Raw genomic sequence first — 16292 nt, forward strand, 5'->3', positions numbered from 1 at the left:
ACCCTTTGTCCTGCTTTGGCATTGCGTTTGCTTTGAAATGGGAAATAGGGTTAAATTAAATAAACAAACAAGCATGAGACTATTTTTTACAAAAAAAGAATTAAAGCTGAGAAAGAAACGGGTGATAATGATGATAGCCTGCATGACAGTGCTGCTTGCCGGTTATCTGATATTGACTTGGCCCAAGAAAATTCAGCCGGAATTACCTACTGTTATTGTAGAACCTGCCGAAGTGGGTGATGTGGAAATTTTTGGTGAGTATGTAGGTCGTATACGTGCACAACAGTTTGTGGAAGTCCGTGCACGTGTGGAAGGCTATTTGGAGAGTATGCTTTTTGCCGAAGGGACGTATATAACTAAAAACCAGGTTTTATTTGTTATCAATCAAGACCAATACCGTGCAAAGGCTGACAAGGCTCGTGCACAGTTAAAGAAAGATGAGGCGCAGGCGTTGAAAGCCAAACGGGATTTGGAACGTATTCGTCCTTTGTATGCACAGAATGCTGCCAGTCAGCTGGATTTGGATAATGCGCAGGCTGCTTATGAAACGGCCGAGGCTTCTGTTGCTATGAGTCAGGCCGATCTGGACCAGGCGGAATTGGAACTGGGGTATACCATTGTGCGTTCTCCGCTATCAGGGCATATCAGTGAAAGAAATGTGGACTTGGGAACATTGGTAGGTCCCGGGGCTAAATCATTGCTTGCTACCATAGTAAAAAGTGATACGGTATTGGTAGATTTCAGCATGACCGCATTGGACTATCTTAAAAGCAAAGAGCGCAATATAGAGATAGGCCGTCAGGATTCTACCCGCTCTTGGCAGCCTAATATCACGATTACTTTGGCTGATAATACTGTTTATCCTTACAAAGGTTATGTCGATTTTGCAGAACCGCAGGTTGACCCGCAAACCGGTACGTTCTCCGTTCGTGCCGAAATGCCTAATCCGAACAGAGTATTGCTGCCCGGACAGTTTACGAAAGTAAAACTGTTGTTGGACGTACGCGAAGGTGCTGTGGCAGTTCCTCAAAAGGCCGTTACCATTGAGAAAGGCGGTGCTTATATATATGTAATGCGCCGCGATTCGACAGTTGAAAAGCGCTTCATTGAATTAGGACCTGAGTTTGGTAACAATATGGTTGTTGAACGCGGACTGGCGGCAGGAGAGCAGGTAGTGACGGAAGGTTTCCATAAACTTACTCCGGGAATGAAAGTGCGTGCACAAGCAGCTGCTCCCAAAAAGGAAGATGAGCAGCCGGCAGATTCTTTGAATAAGAAAGCCGCTTCTGAGAATAAAGAAAAGGATAAGAATCTCTCAAAGTAAAATAACAGTATGAAAGTAAGTTTCTTTATAGACCGCCCTGTATTCTCGGCGGTGATATCGATTGTGATTGTAATTGTCGGTATCATCGGTCTGACTATGCTTCCGGTGGATCAATACCCACAGATAACACCGCCCGTTGTGAAAATCAGTGCATCCTATCCGGGGGCAAGTGCGCTGACTGTGTCACAAGCAGTGGCGACTCCTATCGAACAGGAAATAAACGGTACTCCGGGTATGTTGTACATGGAGTCCAACAGTTCCAATTCCGGTGGCTTTTCGGCAACCGTGACCTTTGATGTATCTGCCGATCCGGATTTGGCTGCCGTGGAAATTCAAAACCGTATAAAGCTGGCGGAAAGCCGTTTGCCTGCGGAAGTCATTCAGAATGGTATTTCGGTAGAAAAGCAGGCTCCCAGCCAGCTGATGACAATCTGTTTGACTTCCAATGATCCGAAATTCGACGAAATCTATCTAAGTAACTTTGCTACTATTAACGTACTCGACCTTTTACGCCGTATTCCCGGTGTGGGACGTGTGTCTAATATCGGTAGCCGTTACTATGCCATGCAAATCTGGGCCATGCCAGACAAACTGGCAAATTTCGGATTGACTGTTCAGGATTTGCAGAATGCTTTGAAAGACCAGAACCGCGAATCGGCTGCCGGTGTTTTGGGACAGCAGCCGGTGCAAGGTTTGGACATTACAATTCCTATTACAACGCAAGGTCGTTTGAGCTCGGCAAAGCAGTTTGAGGATATTGTGGTCCGTGCCAATGCCAATGGGTCTATTATTCGTCTTCGCGATGTGGCCAGAGTGTCACTTGAAGCTTCCTCATATAGTACGGAAAGTGGTATTAACGGTGAAAATGCGGCAGTTCTCGGCATTTATATGCTTCCGGGTGCCAATGCTATGGAAGTGGCGGACAACGTGAAGAAGGCAATGGAAGAAATCAGTGCGAACTTTCCTGAAGGAATGAGTTACGAGATACCTTTTGACATGACTACCTATATTTCGGAGTCTATCCACGAGGTGTATAAGACATTGTTCGAAGCATTGGTTCTTGTGGTATTGGTAGTGTTCCTTTCACTGCAAAGCTGGCGTGCTACTTTGATACCTGTTGTTGCAGTGCCTATTTCTTTGATCGGTACTTTCGGTTTCATGCTTATTTTCGGTTTCTCGCTGAATATATTGACATTGTTGGGATTGATTCTTGCTATCGGTATTGTCGTGGATGATGCTATTGTGGTAGTGGAGAATGTGGAACATCTGATGGAAACGGAAAAACTCTCTCCTTATGAAGCAACGAAAAAAGCAATGAACGGTTTGGCAAGTGCTTTGATTGCAACCTCATTGGTGCTCTGTGCCGTATTTGTTCCGGTAAGCTTTCTGAGCGGTATCACCGGACAATTATATCGCCAGTTTACTATTACCATTGCTGTATCGGTATTGCTTTCTACGGTTGTGGCACTGACGCTTAGTCCCGTGATGTGTTCGCTTATCCTGAAGCCCGACAGCGGAAAGAAAAAGAATATCGTGTTCCGTAAGATTAACGAATGGTTGAATATCAGTAATCATAAGTATATTGGTGTTATCAGCCGCGTTATCAAGCATCCCAGACGTTTGATGAGTGCATTCGGTATGGTATTGATAGCTATTTTCATCATTCACCGTCTGATTCCTACCAGTTTCTTGCCGGTGGAAGACCAGGGATACTTTAAAGTGGAGTTGGAACTGCCGGAAGGTTCTACTTTGGAACGTACCCGTATCGTGACCGATCGTGCCGTGCAGTATCTGGAGCAGAATCCGTATGTGGCTTATGTGCAGAATGTAACGGGTAGCAGTCCGCGTGTAGGAAGCAATCAGGCGCGCAGTGAGTTAACTGTTATATTGAAGCCCTGGGAGGAACGCAAAAATACCACTATCAATAAGATAATGGAGAAAGTGGAAAAGGATTTGAGGGAATACCCCGAATGTAGAGTCTATCTTTCTACTCCTCCTGTAATCCCGGGATTGGGAACATCCGGTGGCTTTGAAATGCAGCTTGAGGCACGTGGGGAAGCTACTTTTGAAAATCTGGTACAGGCAGCGGATACTTTGATGTATTATGCTCAGAAACGCAAGGAATTGACGGGGCTTTCTTCTTCTTTGCAGTCTGAGATTCCGCAACTCTATTTTGATGTAGACCGTGACAAGGTGAAGATGCTGGGGGTGCCGTTGGCAGATGTGTTCTCTACGATGAAAGCTTATACGGGTTCCGTATATGTAAATGACTTTAATATGTTCAATCGTATATATAAGGTATATATTCAGGCTGAAGCTCCGTATCGTGAGCACAAAGAGAACATTAATCTGTTCTTTGTAAAAGCAGCTAATGGTGCGATGGTTCCGTTAACCTCGTTGGGTAATGCATCCTATACAACCGGTCCGGGCAGTATTAAACGTTTCAATATGTTTACTACTGCAGTTATTCTCGGTTCGGCGGCACAGGGGTACAGTTCCGGCCAGGCTATGGAGATTATGGAACAGATAGCGCGCGAACATTTACCGGATAATATAGGTGTTGAGTGGAGCGGACTTTCTTATCAGGAGAAGAAAGCCGGTGGGCAGACCGGACTGGTGCTGACGTTGGTATTCCTCTTCGTATTCCTGTTCCTGGCAGCACAATACGAAAGCTGGACTGTGCCTATTGCTGTATTGCTTTCGTTGCCGGTAGCTGCATTGGGAGCTTATTTGGGCGTTGCTGTATGTGGCTTGGAAAATGATATTTATTTCCAGATTGGCTTGGTAATGTTGGTGGGACTTGCAGCAAAAAATGCTATCCTTATCGTTGAGTTTGCCAAAGTACAGGTGGATAATGGAGGAGATTTGGTGCAGTCGGCCATTCATGCCGCCCAACTCCGTTTCCGTCCTATATTGATGACTTCACTTGCCTTTGTATTGGGTATGCTTCCTATGGTTCTTGCAAGCGGACCGGGATCTGCAAGCCGTCAGGCAATAGGTACGGGAGTTTTCTTTGGAATGATTTTTGCCATTGTATTCGGCATTGTGCTTGTGCCTTTCTTCTTTGTTTTGATTTATAAGGCAAAGGAAAAAGTGCAACACAAAATCAAAAAAGATTGATGATAACATTGTAAATGAATTCTGATTACACACTTATGAAAAAAAAGAATATATATATACTTCTGTTGCTCGCCCCGGTTCTTTTTGCATCGTGCAAGGTAGGCAAAAGCTATGTCCGTCCCGAAATGGCATTGCCCGACAGTTTGATGCAACAGCAGGACAGCATCAGCATTGCCGATGAGCAGTGGCAGGCTGTTTATACAGACAATACTTTGCGTAATCTGATAGCACGCGCATTGGAGTATAATAAAGATATGCTCGTTGCGGCCGCTCGCGTGAAAGAAATGGCGGCCCAGAAACGTATCAGCGTAGCTAATCTACTTCCCCAGTTGAATGGTAAAATAGAGGCAGAGCGTGAAGTTGAAAACTATGGCGGACATAGCCGCGATGTGGGTAACAGCTATGAAGCAAAGGCTCTTTTGTCGTGGGAACTTGACCTTTGGGGAAATCTGCGTTGGAAAAAAGTAGCTGCCGTAGCCGATTATCTGCAAAGTGTAGAATCACAGCGTGCCTTGCGTATGACAATTGTTGCGGAAGTGGCGCAGGCATATTACGAGCTGGTAGCACTCGATACAGAATTGGAAATTGTCCGTCAGACACAAAAGGCTCGTGAAGAAGGTGTGCGTCTTGCAAGAATCCGTTTTGAAGGCGGACTTACTTCGGAGACATCTTATCAGCAGGCGCAAGTAGAGTTGGCGCGTACAGCTACGCTTGTTCCGGATCTGGAACGTAAGATTTCCATCAAGGAGAATGACATAGCTTTTCTTGCCGGTGAATTTCCTACACGTATAGAGCGCAGCCGCTTTTTGGAGGAGTTGGATGTGCCGGAGTCTTTACCTGTAGGATTGCCGTCCGGCTTATTGGAACGTCGTCCTGACATTCGTGCTGCAGAGCAGCAGCTTATAGCTGAACATGCTCGTGTGAAAGTGGCCTATACCAATATGTTCCCTCGGTTGTCGCTGACTGGTCAGTTTGGATTGGAGAGTGATGTCTTGTCAAACTTCCTTCAGTCGCCTTATTCATTGTTGAACGGAGCAGTATTGACTCCGCTTTTCAATTGGGGTAAGAACCGGGCTGCTCTAAAGGCACAGAAAGCTTCGTTTGAGGCGGAAGTTCATAGCTATGAGAAAACGGTGTTGAATGCTTTTAAAGAGGCCAAGAACGCAATTGTGGACTTCAACAAAATAAAGGAAGTGTATCAGTTGCGTCTCAAATTGGAACGTTCAGCCAAAACGTACGTGGATTTAGCGCAGTTGCAATATATTAATGGTGTTATTAATTATATGGACGTGCTTGATGCCCAGCGTGGATATTTCGATGCCCAGATTGGTGTCAGCAATGCAATCCGTGACGAACTGATAGCAGTGGTAAATGTTTATAAGGCTTTGGGTGGAGGCTGGCAGATAGAGAAATAAACCGTAAAGCTGTTTACGATAGAAATCAAGAGTGCTCTTACTGGTTGCGGGAGTACTCTTGTTTTTTTAACGGGTATGTAAGATTTCGTTTTTGGAAAATACCTGTCATATTATAAATATCCGTAACTTTAACCGTGGGATTTATTCGAACTGATATTAGGTTAAAACACAAAAGAAGTATGATTGATGCTACTCAAAACCTTATTTTGATTAATGGAGAAAATAAGACCTTGCAAATAGAAGAAATAGGTCGGGATGATGCTGGTCGCTTTAATGTGAAGTATCTCGGTTCTTCTAAGGTATATAGATATGGCAGTGAGAAAGTTGTATGGCTGACGTGCTCTAAACAAATTGACATCGCTCATAACCGAATATTCATTCGTCAGCGCAGAGTGTACGATTTAAAAGGAGTATTTTCTTTTGAATATAGGGGTAGTACTTATTGGTATGTAGTTTACACTTCCAATTACTCACAGTATCTCTTGGATGAAGAATTGATAATCAGGACTTCATGTTTGAGTGATGGTAAATCGCAAAGTGTATTTGAATATTTGAAGGCGGTGGCATCTACTAATATTCTCGGTAAAGAGGAAGAAAAAGATAATATCGGATTGCTTTCCAAACTTTATGAAAAGATTGATTTTATTGATGATAGCAGAGCTATTGCTCCATATTTAAATCCAAAGAAAGCATTGAAGAAGGATAAGAGCGGTCGGCTTATATACCCTTTTGGATGCAATGCCAGTCAGAAACGAGCTGTAGTTTGTGCTTTTGAACATCAGATCAGTATCATTCAAGGTCCGCCGGGAACGGGAAAGACACAAACTATCCTCAATATTATAGCTAATATTATACGCAAAGGAAAGACTGTTTTAGTCGTTTCAAACAACAATTCAGCGACGACCAATGTTCTTGAGAAGCTGGATAAGGCGGGACTTGGCTTTATAGTGGCACCATTGGGCAGGAAAGGAAATAAAGAGGCGTTTATAGGTAATCAGCCTGCTATACCCGATGAACTTCAAGACTGGGAGTGTAATGTAGAGGAAAAACTCCAGAAAGAGGAAGAGGCGGAAAATCTTTTGAAGAAGCTTGACAGGATTTTTGCAGTACAAGAGGAGTTGGCTTTGTCCAAACAAGAGCTTCAAGCTGTAGAGTTAGAGTATAATCATTTCAAACGGGATCAGATATTTGAAATTACTTCTTTCAATAGTGCTAACTATCTATCTTCCACGCGTCTTTTAAATTTGTGGTTACAGTTTCAGGCATATGCAGAGAAGGATGTCATTGTTCCCAAAGAATGGTGGAATAAGTGTTTGGCGGCTCTTCAATGGTGGTGGATGAATTTGATAGGACGATATGTATTAAAACTGAACTCTAAGTTTGATAAGCATAATCTATCTGCTATTATTACGGAACTGCAAACTTTGTATTACCATCGAAAGATTGAGGAATTAAACGAACGGATAACGAACTTGCAAGCCGAATTGAAAACCTATAATGCCAAGACTGAACTGAACAGATTAACGGAAGTATCTATGCAGCTATTCAAAGCATCCTTGTTTAAGAAATACGGCAAGGAAAAGCGTAAGTTTTTTTCTTCTGTCAGGGATTTGCGAATAGATTACCAGAGTGTACTGGAGCAATATCCGGTAGTGCTGAGTACTACATTCTCTTCACGTATTTGTTTGTCCGATCAAGCAGAATTCGACTATCTGATTATGGATGAGGCATCGCAAGTTTCTATTGAAACGGGTGCTTTGGCGCTGACATGTGCAAAAAATGTTGTTATTGTGGGAGATACTTTGCAGTTGCCCAATATAGTGACAGGCGAGGATAAAAAAAAGCTTGATGCTATTGTCGCGGAATTCGATATCCCTTCCGGTTATGATTGTGCCGGAAACAGCTTTTTACAGTCGGTATGTACTCTTTTGCCCGATGCCCCGCAAACATTGCTTCGGGAACATTACCGTTGCCATCCTCGTATTATTGACTTTTGTAATCGTAAGTTTTATAGCGGTGGTTTGCTTATTATGACCGAGGATGATGGAAAACCTGATACATTGTGCGCAATCAAGACAGTGCCGGGACATCATGCTCGTAAACACTATAATCAGCGGGAAATTGATGTAATTCGTGATGAAGTGATAGCTCATTTACCCGAACAGACGGATATTGGAATTATCACTCCTTATAATGTTCAAGTTGATGAATTGTCTCGGCAATTACCTGCAATAGAATCTGCTACTGTTCATAAGTTTCAAGGACGGGAGAAAGATACTATTATTATGAGTGTGGTGGATGATCAGATAACCGAATTCAGCGATGATCCGAACCTGCTGAATGTTGCCATATCAAGGGCCAAAAAGCGGTTCTGTCTGGTTGTCTCGGGTAACGAACAGCTTTTGAAGGGTAATATCAGTGAATTGTTGTCTTATATTGAATATAATAACTTCACAGTCAGTGAGAGTAGGATACATTCTATTTTTGATTATCTGTATAGTCAATATACCCGTCAACGTTTGGCTTTTATTCAGGCACATCCGAAAATATCTGAGTATGATTCGGAAAACATTACTTTTGCTTTTATACAAACAGTTTTAAAAAAATATCGGGAGTTTCATCATTTGGGAGTATTATGTCATATTCCTTTACGTCATCTCATCAAAGATACTATCCTTTTAAATGAGGATGAACGGGTATATGCTGCTAATTATAATACTCACGTGGATTTTCTTATAATTAACCATGTCAGCAAGAAACCAATATTGGTAGTGGAGACGGATGGCTATTCTTATCATAATGAGAAAACACAGCAGTATCAACGAGATATAAAGAAAGATCATATTCTTACATTATATGAGATTCCTATTTTGCGGCTTTCAACCGTGGGGAGCGGCGAAGAAGAAAAATTGATGAAAGCGCTTCAAGAGATATAAGTGATATTCTCTCTTGTTTTGTTTTAGCGCTCACTTTTAATTATTTCCCTTTTCAGTTTGCATTTCTTGTGGAAAAGAGCGAAATTTGCGACGCTTTTAAACGAAACTTTATTAACACCTTTAAATATTTAAGAGAAATGACTAAAAGTGCATTGCAAATTGCAAGGGCTGCTTATCAGCCCAAACTTCCGAAAGGGCTGACAGGTACTGTAAAAGCAGTGGCCGGCGCAGCTACCCAGTCGGTTGCCGATCAGGAAGAAATCAAGAAATTGTTTCCCAATACTTATGGGATGCCTTTGATTAAGTTCGAAAATACCGATGAGACCGTTGATTTCCCTGCTATGAATGTGGGTGTAATTCTTTCCGGTGGTCAGGCTCCCGGTGGTCACAATGTGATATCCGGTATTTTTGACGGTATTAAAAAGTTGAACAAAGATAGTAAACTGTACGGTTTCATTCTTGGCCCTGGTGGTTTGGTAGACCATAATTATATGGAACTGACTGCCGATATCATCGATGAATATCGTAATACCGGTGGTTTCGATATCATAGGTTCAGGCCGTACCAAATTGGAGAAAGAGGAACAGTTTGAAAAAGGACTGGAAATCTTGAAGGAATTGAATATCAAAGCACTGGTTATTATCGGTGGTGACGATTCTAATACAAATGCCTGCGTATTGGCTGAGTATTATGCTGCGAAGAATTGCGGTGTACAAGTTATCGGGTGTCCGAAAACTATCGACGGTGACTTGAAGAACGAAATGATTGAAACTTCTTTCGGATTCGATACAGCTTGTAAAACGTATGCTGAAGTAATTGGTAATATCCAGCGCGACTGTAACTCGGCACGTAAGTACTGGCATTTCATAAAACTGATGGGACGTTCCGCTTCACATATCGCTTTGGAATGTGCATTGCAAGTACAGCCTAATATCTGTATTATCTCCGAAGAAGTTGAAGCTAAGGATATGTCTTTGGATGATATCGTAACGGGTATCGCTCAGGTGGTGGCTAATCGTGCCGCACAGGGCAATAACTTCGGTACGGTTCTTATCCCCGAGGGCTTGGTTGAGTTCATCCCTGCTATGAAACGTCTTATCGCTGAGTTGAATGATTTCCTGGCTGCCAATGCAGAGGAATTCTCTCAGATTAAGAAATCACACCAACGCGACTATATCATCCGCAAACTTTCTCCGGAAAATGCCGCTATCTATGCCAGTCTTCCCGAAGGTGTAGCGCGTCAGTTGTCATTGGACCGCGACCCGCACGGAAACGTACAGGTATCTCTCATTGAAACGGAGAAACTGTTGTCCGAAATGGTAGCTGCCAAATTGGCTCAGTGGAAAGAAGAAGGTAAATATGTAGGTAAGTTCGCTGCACAGCATCACTTCTTCGGTTATGAAGGACGTTGCGCTGCTCCGTCTAATTTCGATGCCGACTACTGCTACTCTTTGGGTTATGCGGCATCTGCGCTGATTGCTAACGGTAAGACCGGTTACATGTCTTCCGTACGTAATACTACAGCTCCTGCCGAAGAGTGGATTGCAGGTGGTGTACCTATTACAATGATGATGAATATGGAACGTCGTCACGGCGAAATGAAACCGGTTATCCAGAAAGCTTTGGTAAGACTGGACGGTGCTCCTTTCAAGGCATTTGCCGCTCAGCGTGAGCGTTGGGCTGTGGAAACAGACTATGTTTATCCGGGTCCTATCCAATACTTCGGTCCTGCCGAAGTTTGCGACCAGCCTACCAAGACTTTGCAACTGGAACAAGGTAGATAAAATCTTATAGCCAATTGCTGCATTTGCAGTAATTGGCTATGTAGAACACAAATTACACAAGAGTTGCGCAAATCCGAATTTGTGTAATCTGTGTAGTTTGTGTTTTATTTTTGATAGATATTTGTTACTTCAATATACTTGAATGCCTTCTAAAAACAGTACAGTTTCCCGGCGCAAACCTGTATCTCGTCGTACTTCTTCTCGAAAAAAGAAGCAGACGGTGTCTCGTCCCATGCCTGTATGGTTGCGTAATTTATTGGCATTTTGTATTATAGCGGTATTTTCAGCAGGATTCTATTGGTTCTTTATCCGTCCTTATGCTTATCGTTGGAAACCTTGTTACGGTTTAAAGGGCTACGGCGTATGCATGCCTTGCAACTATGAGGTGCATGGCATTGATATTTCCCACTATCAGGGTATTATAGATTGGGATAAGCTCCTTCATAATAAAGAAGCGAAATTTCCCATACATTTTATCTTTATGAAAGCTACCGAAGGGGGCGATTATGGCGATGAAACTTTTGTAGAAAATTTCAGTCAGGCACGGAAATACGGTTTTATCCGAGGAGCTTATCATTATTTCCTACCCAAGACAGATGCGCATAAGCAGGCTGACTTTTTTATTAGTACAGTACACTTGTCAAAAGGAGACCTTCCCCCCGTTCTTGATGTGGAAACTACGGGTAAGAGATCTCCTCTGGAACTGAAATCTGCCGTTAAAACCTGGCTCGACAGAGTAGAGGCGCATTACGGCGTAAAACCGATTCTTTACACTTCCTATAAATTTAAGAAACGTTATCTCAACGACTCCATATTCAACGCTTATCCTTACTGGATAGCCCATTATTACGTTGATTCCGTGAAGTACGAGGGCAAATGGCATTTTTGGCAACATACCGATGTAGGTAATGTCCCCGGCATTGAAGAAGAAGTCGATCTGAATGTTTTTAACGGCACGTTGGAAGAATTGGTTGGTATGACCCTGCAATAGCTTGCTTTCCGTTTTCTTCCTTTTATCGTTGTGTCATAATACAAACTTTACTGCGGCCCAACGGTTTTTTTCCTTATGATGTACGAAGCGCAGTCCGTTATGCTCCGCTTCGGCCTGTATTACAGGAATATCATCTACATAAAAACCGCTCATATATAGTTCCGACCCCGGATGCATGCAACTTACATATCGTTTCATGTCGTTCAGCAGGATGTTACGGTTGATGTTGGCTATGATTACATCAAAAGGTTCTTGGTCTTTCAATAGAGAAGCGTCTCCTTGAAAAACGGATATACGGTCTACTCCATTTAGCTCTATGTTTTCAAGAGAGTTGCGTACGCACCATTCATCTATATCGACGGCTGTACAGGGCGCAGCACCGCGCATACGTGCCAATATGGCTAGAATGGATGTTCCGCATCCCATATCAAGCAAAGATTTGCCTTGCAGATCGTTATCAAGTAATTCACCGATAATGAGACTGGTCGTTTCGTGGTGTCCTGTACCGAATGCCATTTGAGGGTTGATGACTATATCGTATTCTGCTTGAGGGATGTCGCGATGGAATGTGCTGTGGATGACACAGCGGTCGCCAATGATAATGGGCTGGAAGAAATTCTTTTCCCATTCTTCATTCCAGTCTTTGTCTTCCGCTTCTTGGTAAGCATATTCTACCTGTGTATCAGGTAAGGGAAAATCGGCAAGAGCTTCTTTGAGGACAGTTTCATTGTATAAATCTTTTTGAATGTAGGCGGCAATCCCGTCTGTTTGCTCTACAAAACTCTCAAAACCGGCTTCACCCAGCACTGCCGATAAGACATCGTTGACGATTTCCGTGCAGGGAGTGGTATGAAATGTAAATTCTAAATATTTCATTGGAATATAATTGTTTGTTAAATGCAAAAGGCAGGTATAGGAGAAAATCCTATTTCTGCGTATATTTGTTTTGGATACAAAGATAGGTGCATTTAGGGAAATCCCTATAAATCTTTGGGGAAAATCTTCTGTATAGAGTAAATCCCTGCGTTATCTTTGTGGTGTGAAAAAGTATGGAATTGTAAACCCATAAACCAAATAAATATGAAAAAGATTGTTTTTTTATCGCTTTTTGCATTGTGTCTTCCGTGGGCACTTTCAGCTCAAAGTGTAGATGACGACCTTTACTACGTTCCTTCCAAGAAAAAAGAGGAAAAGACGGAGAAGAAAAAAACTCCGGCTGCCGATGCGGTTGTAGTAAAGACAAATGCTCCGACTACGGTTTATGCGTCGCCGGGCAATACGACCATTGTAGTGAAAGACCGTAAAGGGAATATTCGTGATGTAGACGAGTATAATCGTCGGTATGACTCTAAAGACTATGACTTTTCACAAGAGAATGATACGCTTTATATAGACGAAAAAGAAGACGATGGCCTGGATGGAGAATGGGTGAACGGTTTTGACGGTTCGGAAGATGATTATGAATATGCCACGCGCATTATCCGTTTCCGCAATCCACGCTATGCCATCAGTATCAGCAGCCCGCTTTACTGGGATGTAGTTTATGGTCTGAATCCATGGGACTGGAATGTATATACGGACGGATTGTACGCATATGCATTTCCTACCTTCACCAACCGTTTGTGGTGGGATTGGCGCTATAACTCTTTCGGTTGGGGCGGCTATCCCTATTATGGCTGGGGTTGGAACAGTTGGTATGGTCCGGGCTGGGGCTTTGGCTGGAGCGTAAGCTGGGGCGGCTGGTATGGAGGTGGCTGGTGGGGACATCACCACTATCATCATCACTGTTATCCCGGTGGCGGTTATTGGCCGCGTAATACATATACCTATCGCCGTTCTTCGGGAGCAAGCAGTTATAGAAATTCTTCTTCTACGGTTCGCAGGACCGGTTCGGCTGTCCGTTCAGGTGTGTCATCCTATAGAAGAGACGGACAAAGCGGTACGACCACCAGACGTGTGGTAGGTACACGTCCGTCGGGTACACGCAGTGGGGTAACTACCCGTACAGATGCCGCCTCTACCCGGCGCAGGGTATATACCCGTCCAAGCAGTACGCGGGTAGGTTCTTCAGCTTCAGGAGTGCAGGGAAGTAGTAGCCGTGTACATGCTACAGGTGTAAGACGTTCCGCAGCCGGAAGTCCTTCTACTTACAACAGGGGCAGTTCTGCATCGTCAACACGCAATTATTCAACCGGTAACAGTAGTAGCCGTCGCTCTTATACGCCTGTGCAAAACAACTCTTCCACCCGTAGTTATTCTTCGGGAGGCGGTAGCAGTTCACGCAGTTATTCCGGCGGTGCTACCCGTTCGTCAGGTGGTGGTTCTTCAAGAAGAAGATAGGTATAGTATTCAATAGAAAAAGATGAGTAGGATATGAAAAAAATTATAACTTTAGCTGTTTTGGGGATGTTGGGTGCAGTTCCGGTAAGTGCACAGACCGTGTACGATGCAGCCAACATCGCAAACAAGGATTTAAATGGTACAGCACGCTTTGTAAGTATGGGCGGAGCTATGGGTGCGTTGGGTGGAGATATTTCCACTATTGCTACAAACCCTGCCGGTATAGGTATTTATCGCAGTAATGATGCAATGCTGTCATTCAGTCTTTCTTCTTATGGTACTGAAAGTAATTATATGGGAAGTAAGATGAATGCAGACAAGATGAAAACCTCATTTGATAATGCCGGTTTTGTTATTTCTTCAAAGATAGGCAATGCTACGGCTTTGCGTTATGTGAATTTCGGCTTTAATTATCATAAGGCGAAGTCTTTTTATAAGAATATGTCGATGGGAGGTAATTTAGGCGATTATACGCAAACGGATTATATGGCGGCACAAGCCGGAGGAATAAAGGACTGGTCGGGCAATATTTATACAGATCCGGAAGTAGGATGGCTATCCGCATTGGGATATGACAGTTATCTGATAACCGACTTTATTGCCCACAACGGACAGGGAGATGTCCCTTCCGGTTACGTTCCCTATATGAAAAACGGGACTCAGGTAAAGAATCTGAACGGTGATTTAATGTATATCACTCCGGGTGAATATGGAGGAATGTTTTTAGGAGGAAATGGCAATTTCCGGTCGGAAGAGCGTGGCGGAATTGAACAATATGATTTCAATATTTCATTCAATATTAATGACCGGGTATATTTAGGCGTAACTGTGGGGGCTTATGCCATAGATTACAATAAATATACTTTTTATAGTGAAGACTATTTGGATAATGCCGGAAATAGCATCGGGCAGAATTATAACCTGCAGAGCTGGAACAAGATACACGGTTCGGGTTTTGATGTGAAATTCGGAGCCATCGTGCGTCCTTTCGAATATTCCCCTTTGAGGATTGGATTAGCCATTCATACACCGACCTATTATAATTTGGATTATAAGACAAATGCCCGCCTGGAGTCGAATGTCTTGAATGATTTGGATATAGCTAACGAGTCGGGTATAGGAAGCGGTGTGATCGGTCAATATACTGTGGATACTTATGATATAATGAATGGAGACATGGTGCGTCAATTCCACTTGCAGATACCATGGACGTATAATGTAAGTTTGGGATATACTGTAGGTTCCAGTTTGGCTTTAGGGGCAGAGTATGAATATCAGGACTATTCGTCCATGAAATTCAAGGACCAGGAAGGCTATTCCGATACATTTGGGTACGAAAACAGTACTACTTCTATGCTGAAAGGGGTGAGCACCATTCGTTTGGGAGCCGAATATAAAGTGATTCCTCAGTTTGCTTTGCGTGCAGGATACAATTATACCTCTGCCATTTTCAATAGTGATGCATATAAGGATTTGCCTTATAACTCAATTCAGACGGATACGGATTTTGCAAATACCAAAGCTTTGAGTAACTATACAGTGGGTCTCGGTTACAGAGGGTCTATGTTTTATGCTGATTTGGCATATAAGTTCTCTTCATACAAGGAAGATTTCTATCCGTTCATTAATGCCTATGAAGATGGAGGCCAGTTAGTGATAGGCTCTCCTGAAGCAACGAAAGTAAAAAATACCCGAAGCCAGGTGCTGCTGACCTTAGGTTTACGTTTTTAAGGGGAAGTGATTCCCCGTTACCGATAAAAAAAGACTTGCAGGAATTTCTTCTGCAAGTCTTTTTTATATTCTACCGTATTGTTTCGGATTATTTCTTGAAATAGCGGTTGTACAGACCTTCGAAACCTTTACCGTGACGAGCTTCGTCTTTAGCCATTTCATGAACTGTGTCATGGATAGCATCCAGATTCAATGCTTTGGCACGTGTAGCGATACGCTTCTTGTCTTCGCAAGCGCCTGATTCTGCATTCATTCTCTTTTCAAGGTTAGTCTTGGTATCCCATACGCAGTCACCCAGCAATTCAGCAAATTTTGCAGCGTGTTCTGCTTCTTCCCATGCGTAACGCTTGAAAGCTTCAGCTACTTCAGGATAGCCTTCGCGGTCTGCCTGGCGGCTCATTGCAAGGTACATACCTACTTCCGTGCATTCGCCCATGAAGTGGTTGTTCAAATCCTTAATCATTTCGTCATCGCAACCTTTGGCTACGCCAATGACATGTTCGTCAGCAAAAACCAACGGACCGCCTGCCTGTGCTTCTTCTACTTCAACGAATTTGCTTGCAGGAGCTTTACACAAAGGACATTTCTCAGGAGCTGCGTCTCCTTCATATACGTAACCGCAGACAGTACATCTAAACTTTTTCATTTTAC

General features: G+C 43.2%; 10 protein-coding genes. 8 read left to right on the forward strand and 2 right to left on the reverse strand.

Annotation, left to right across the window (positions count from 1 at the left end; translation table 11 throughout):
• Positions 1–73 precede the first annotated feature (73 nt).
• The 6 genes from NQ565_RS08100 (at position 74) to NQ565_RS08125 (ending at position 11570) form a co-directional block, all read left to right on the forward strand.
• Entirely contained in the window at positions 74–1324 is a 1251-nt protein-coding gene (locus tag NQ565_RS08100) for an efflux RND transporter periplasmic adaptor subunit (protein ID WP_040315804.1), read from the forward strand.
• 9 nt (positions 1325–1333) lie between these two features.
• The gene (locus NQ565_RS08105) at positions 1334–4444 is read left to right on the forward strand and encodes an efflux RND transporter permease subunit (protein ID WP_005654891.1); all 3111 of its coding nucleotides are present in this window, start codon (positions 1334–1336) and stop codon (positions 4442–4444) included.
• A 35-nt stretch (positions 4445–4479) separates the two neighbouring features.
• On the forward strand, positions 4480–5859 hold the full coding sequence (locus tag NQ565_RS08110) for an efflux transporter outer membrane subunit (RefSeq protein ID WP_040315743.1): 1380 nt from the start codon (positions 4480–4482) through the stop codon (positions 5857–5859).
• 179 nt (positions 5860–6038) lie between these two features.
• Positions 6039–8795, forward strand: a complete 2757-nt coding sequence (locus tag NQ565_RS08115; protein ID WP_005654893.1) for an AAA domain-containing protein — start codon at positions 6039–6041, stop codon at positions 8793–8795.
• Between the two features lie 137 nt (positions 8796–8932).
• A complete protein-coding gene (locus tag NQ565_RS08120) occupies positions 8933–10579 on the forward strand; it encodes a diphosphate--fructose-6-phosphate 1-phosphotransferase (RefSeq protein ID WP_022103660.1) in 1647 nt (548 codons plus the stop codon).
• A 142-nt stretch (positions 10580–10721) separates the two neighbouring features.
• Positions 10722–11570, forward strand: a complete 849-nt coding sequence (locus NQ565_RS08125) for a glycoside hydrolase family 25 protein (protein ID WP_081448464.1) — start codon at positions 10722–10724, stop codon at positions 11568–11570.
• Between the two features lie 33 nt (positions 11571–11603).
• On the opposite strand, the gene prmA is transcribed toward NQ565_RS08125, so the two are convergent.
• Positions 11604–12446, reverse strand: coding sequence for a 50S ribosomal protein L11 methyltransferase (prmA, locus tag NQ565_RS08130; RefSeq protein WP_005654898.1), 843 nt, complete (start codon positions 12444–12446; stop codon positions 11604–11606).
• A 204-nt stretch (positions 12447–12650) separates the two neighbouring features.
• Here prmA and NQ565_RS08135 point away from each other — a divergent pair, with 204 nt between their 5' ends.
• The gene (locus NQ565_RS08135; RefSeq protein ID WP_005654900.1) at positions 12651–13910 is read left to right on the forward strand and encodes a hypothetical protein; all 1260 of its coding nucleotides are present in this window, start codon (positions 12651–12653) and stop codon (positions 13908–13910) included.
• 33 nt (positions 13911–13943) lie between these two features.
• Entirely contained in the window at positions 13944–15641 is a 1698-nt protein-coding gene (locus NQ565_RS08140) for an OmpP1/FadL family transporter (RefSeq protein ID WP_005654903.1), read from the forward strand.
• Between the two features lie 88 nt (positions 15642–15729).
• Here the strand turns inward: NQ565_RS08140 and NQ565_RS08145 are convergent, their stop codons facing one another.
• Positions 15730–16287: an NADH peroxidase gene (locus tag NQ565_RS08145; protein WP_005654904.1), complete on the reverse strand. Its 558-nt coding sequence runs from the start codon at positions 16285–16287 to the stop codon at positions 15730–15732.
• Between the last annotated feature and the right edge of the window lie 5 nt (positions 16288–16292).

It is taken from the genome of Bacteroides stercoris ATCC 43183 (assembly GCF_025147325.1).
In the GTDB taxonomy this organism is placed as follows: domain Bacteria; phylum Bacteroidota; class Bacteroidia; order Bacteroidales; family Bacteroidaceae; genus Bacteroides; species Bacteroides stercoris.

Excerpts from the sequence above, each read along its gene's own strand:
- NQ565_RS08135 (WP_005654900.1), top strand. The coding sequence starts at position 12,651 with ATGAAAAAGATTGTTTTTTTATCGCTTTTTGCATTGTGTCTTCCGTGG.
- prmA (WP_005654898.1), bottom strand. The coding sequence starts at position 12,446 with ATGAAATATTTAGAATTTACATTTCATACCACTCCCTGCACGGAAATC.
- NQ565_RS08125 (WP_081448464.1), top strand. The coding sequence starts at position 10,722 with ATGCCTTCTAAAAACAGTACAGTTTCCCGGCGCAAACCTGTATCTCGT.
- NQ565_RS08120 (WP_022103660.1), top strand. The coding sequence starts at position 8,933 with ATGACTAAAAGTGCATTGCAAATTGCAAGGGCTGCTTATCAGCCCAAA.
- NQ565_RS08140 (WP_005654903.1), top strand. The coding sequence starts at position 13,944 with ATGAAAAAAATTATAACTTTAGCTGTTTTGGGGATGTTGGGTGCAGTT.
- NQ565_RS08100 (WP_040315804.1), top strand. The coding sequence starts at position 74 with ATGAGACTATTTTTTACAAAAAAAGAATTAAAGCTGAGAAAGAAACGG.
- NQ565_RS08115 (WP_005654893.1), top strand. The coding sequence starts at position 6,039 with ATGATTGATGCTACTCAAAACCTTATTTTGATTAATGGAGAAAATAAG.
- NQ565_RS08105 (WP_005654891.1), top strand. The coding sequence starts at position 1,334 with ATGAAAGTAAGTTTCTTTATAGACCGCCCTGTATTCTCGGCGGTGATA.
- NQ565_RS08110 (WP_040315743.1), top strand. The coding sequence starts at position 4,480 with ATGAAAAAAAAGAATATATATATACTTCTGTTGCTCGCCCCGGTTCTT.
- NQ565_RS08145 (WP_005654904.1), bottom strand. The coding sequence starts at position 16,287 with ATGAAAAAGTTTAGATGTACTGTCTGCGGTTACGTATATGAAGGAGAC.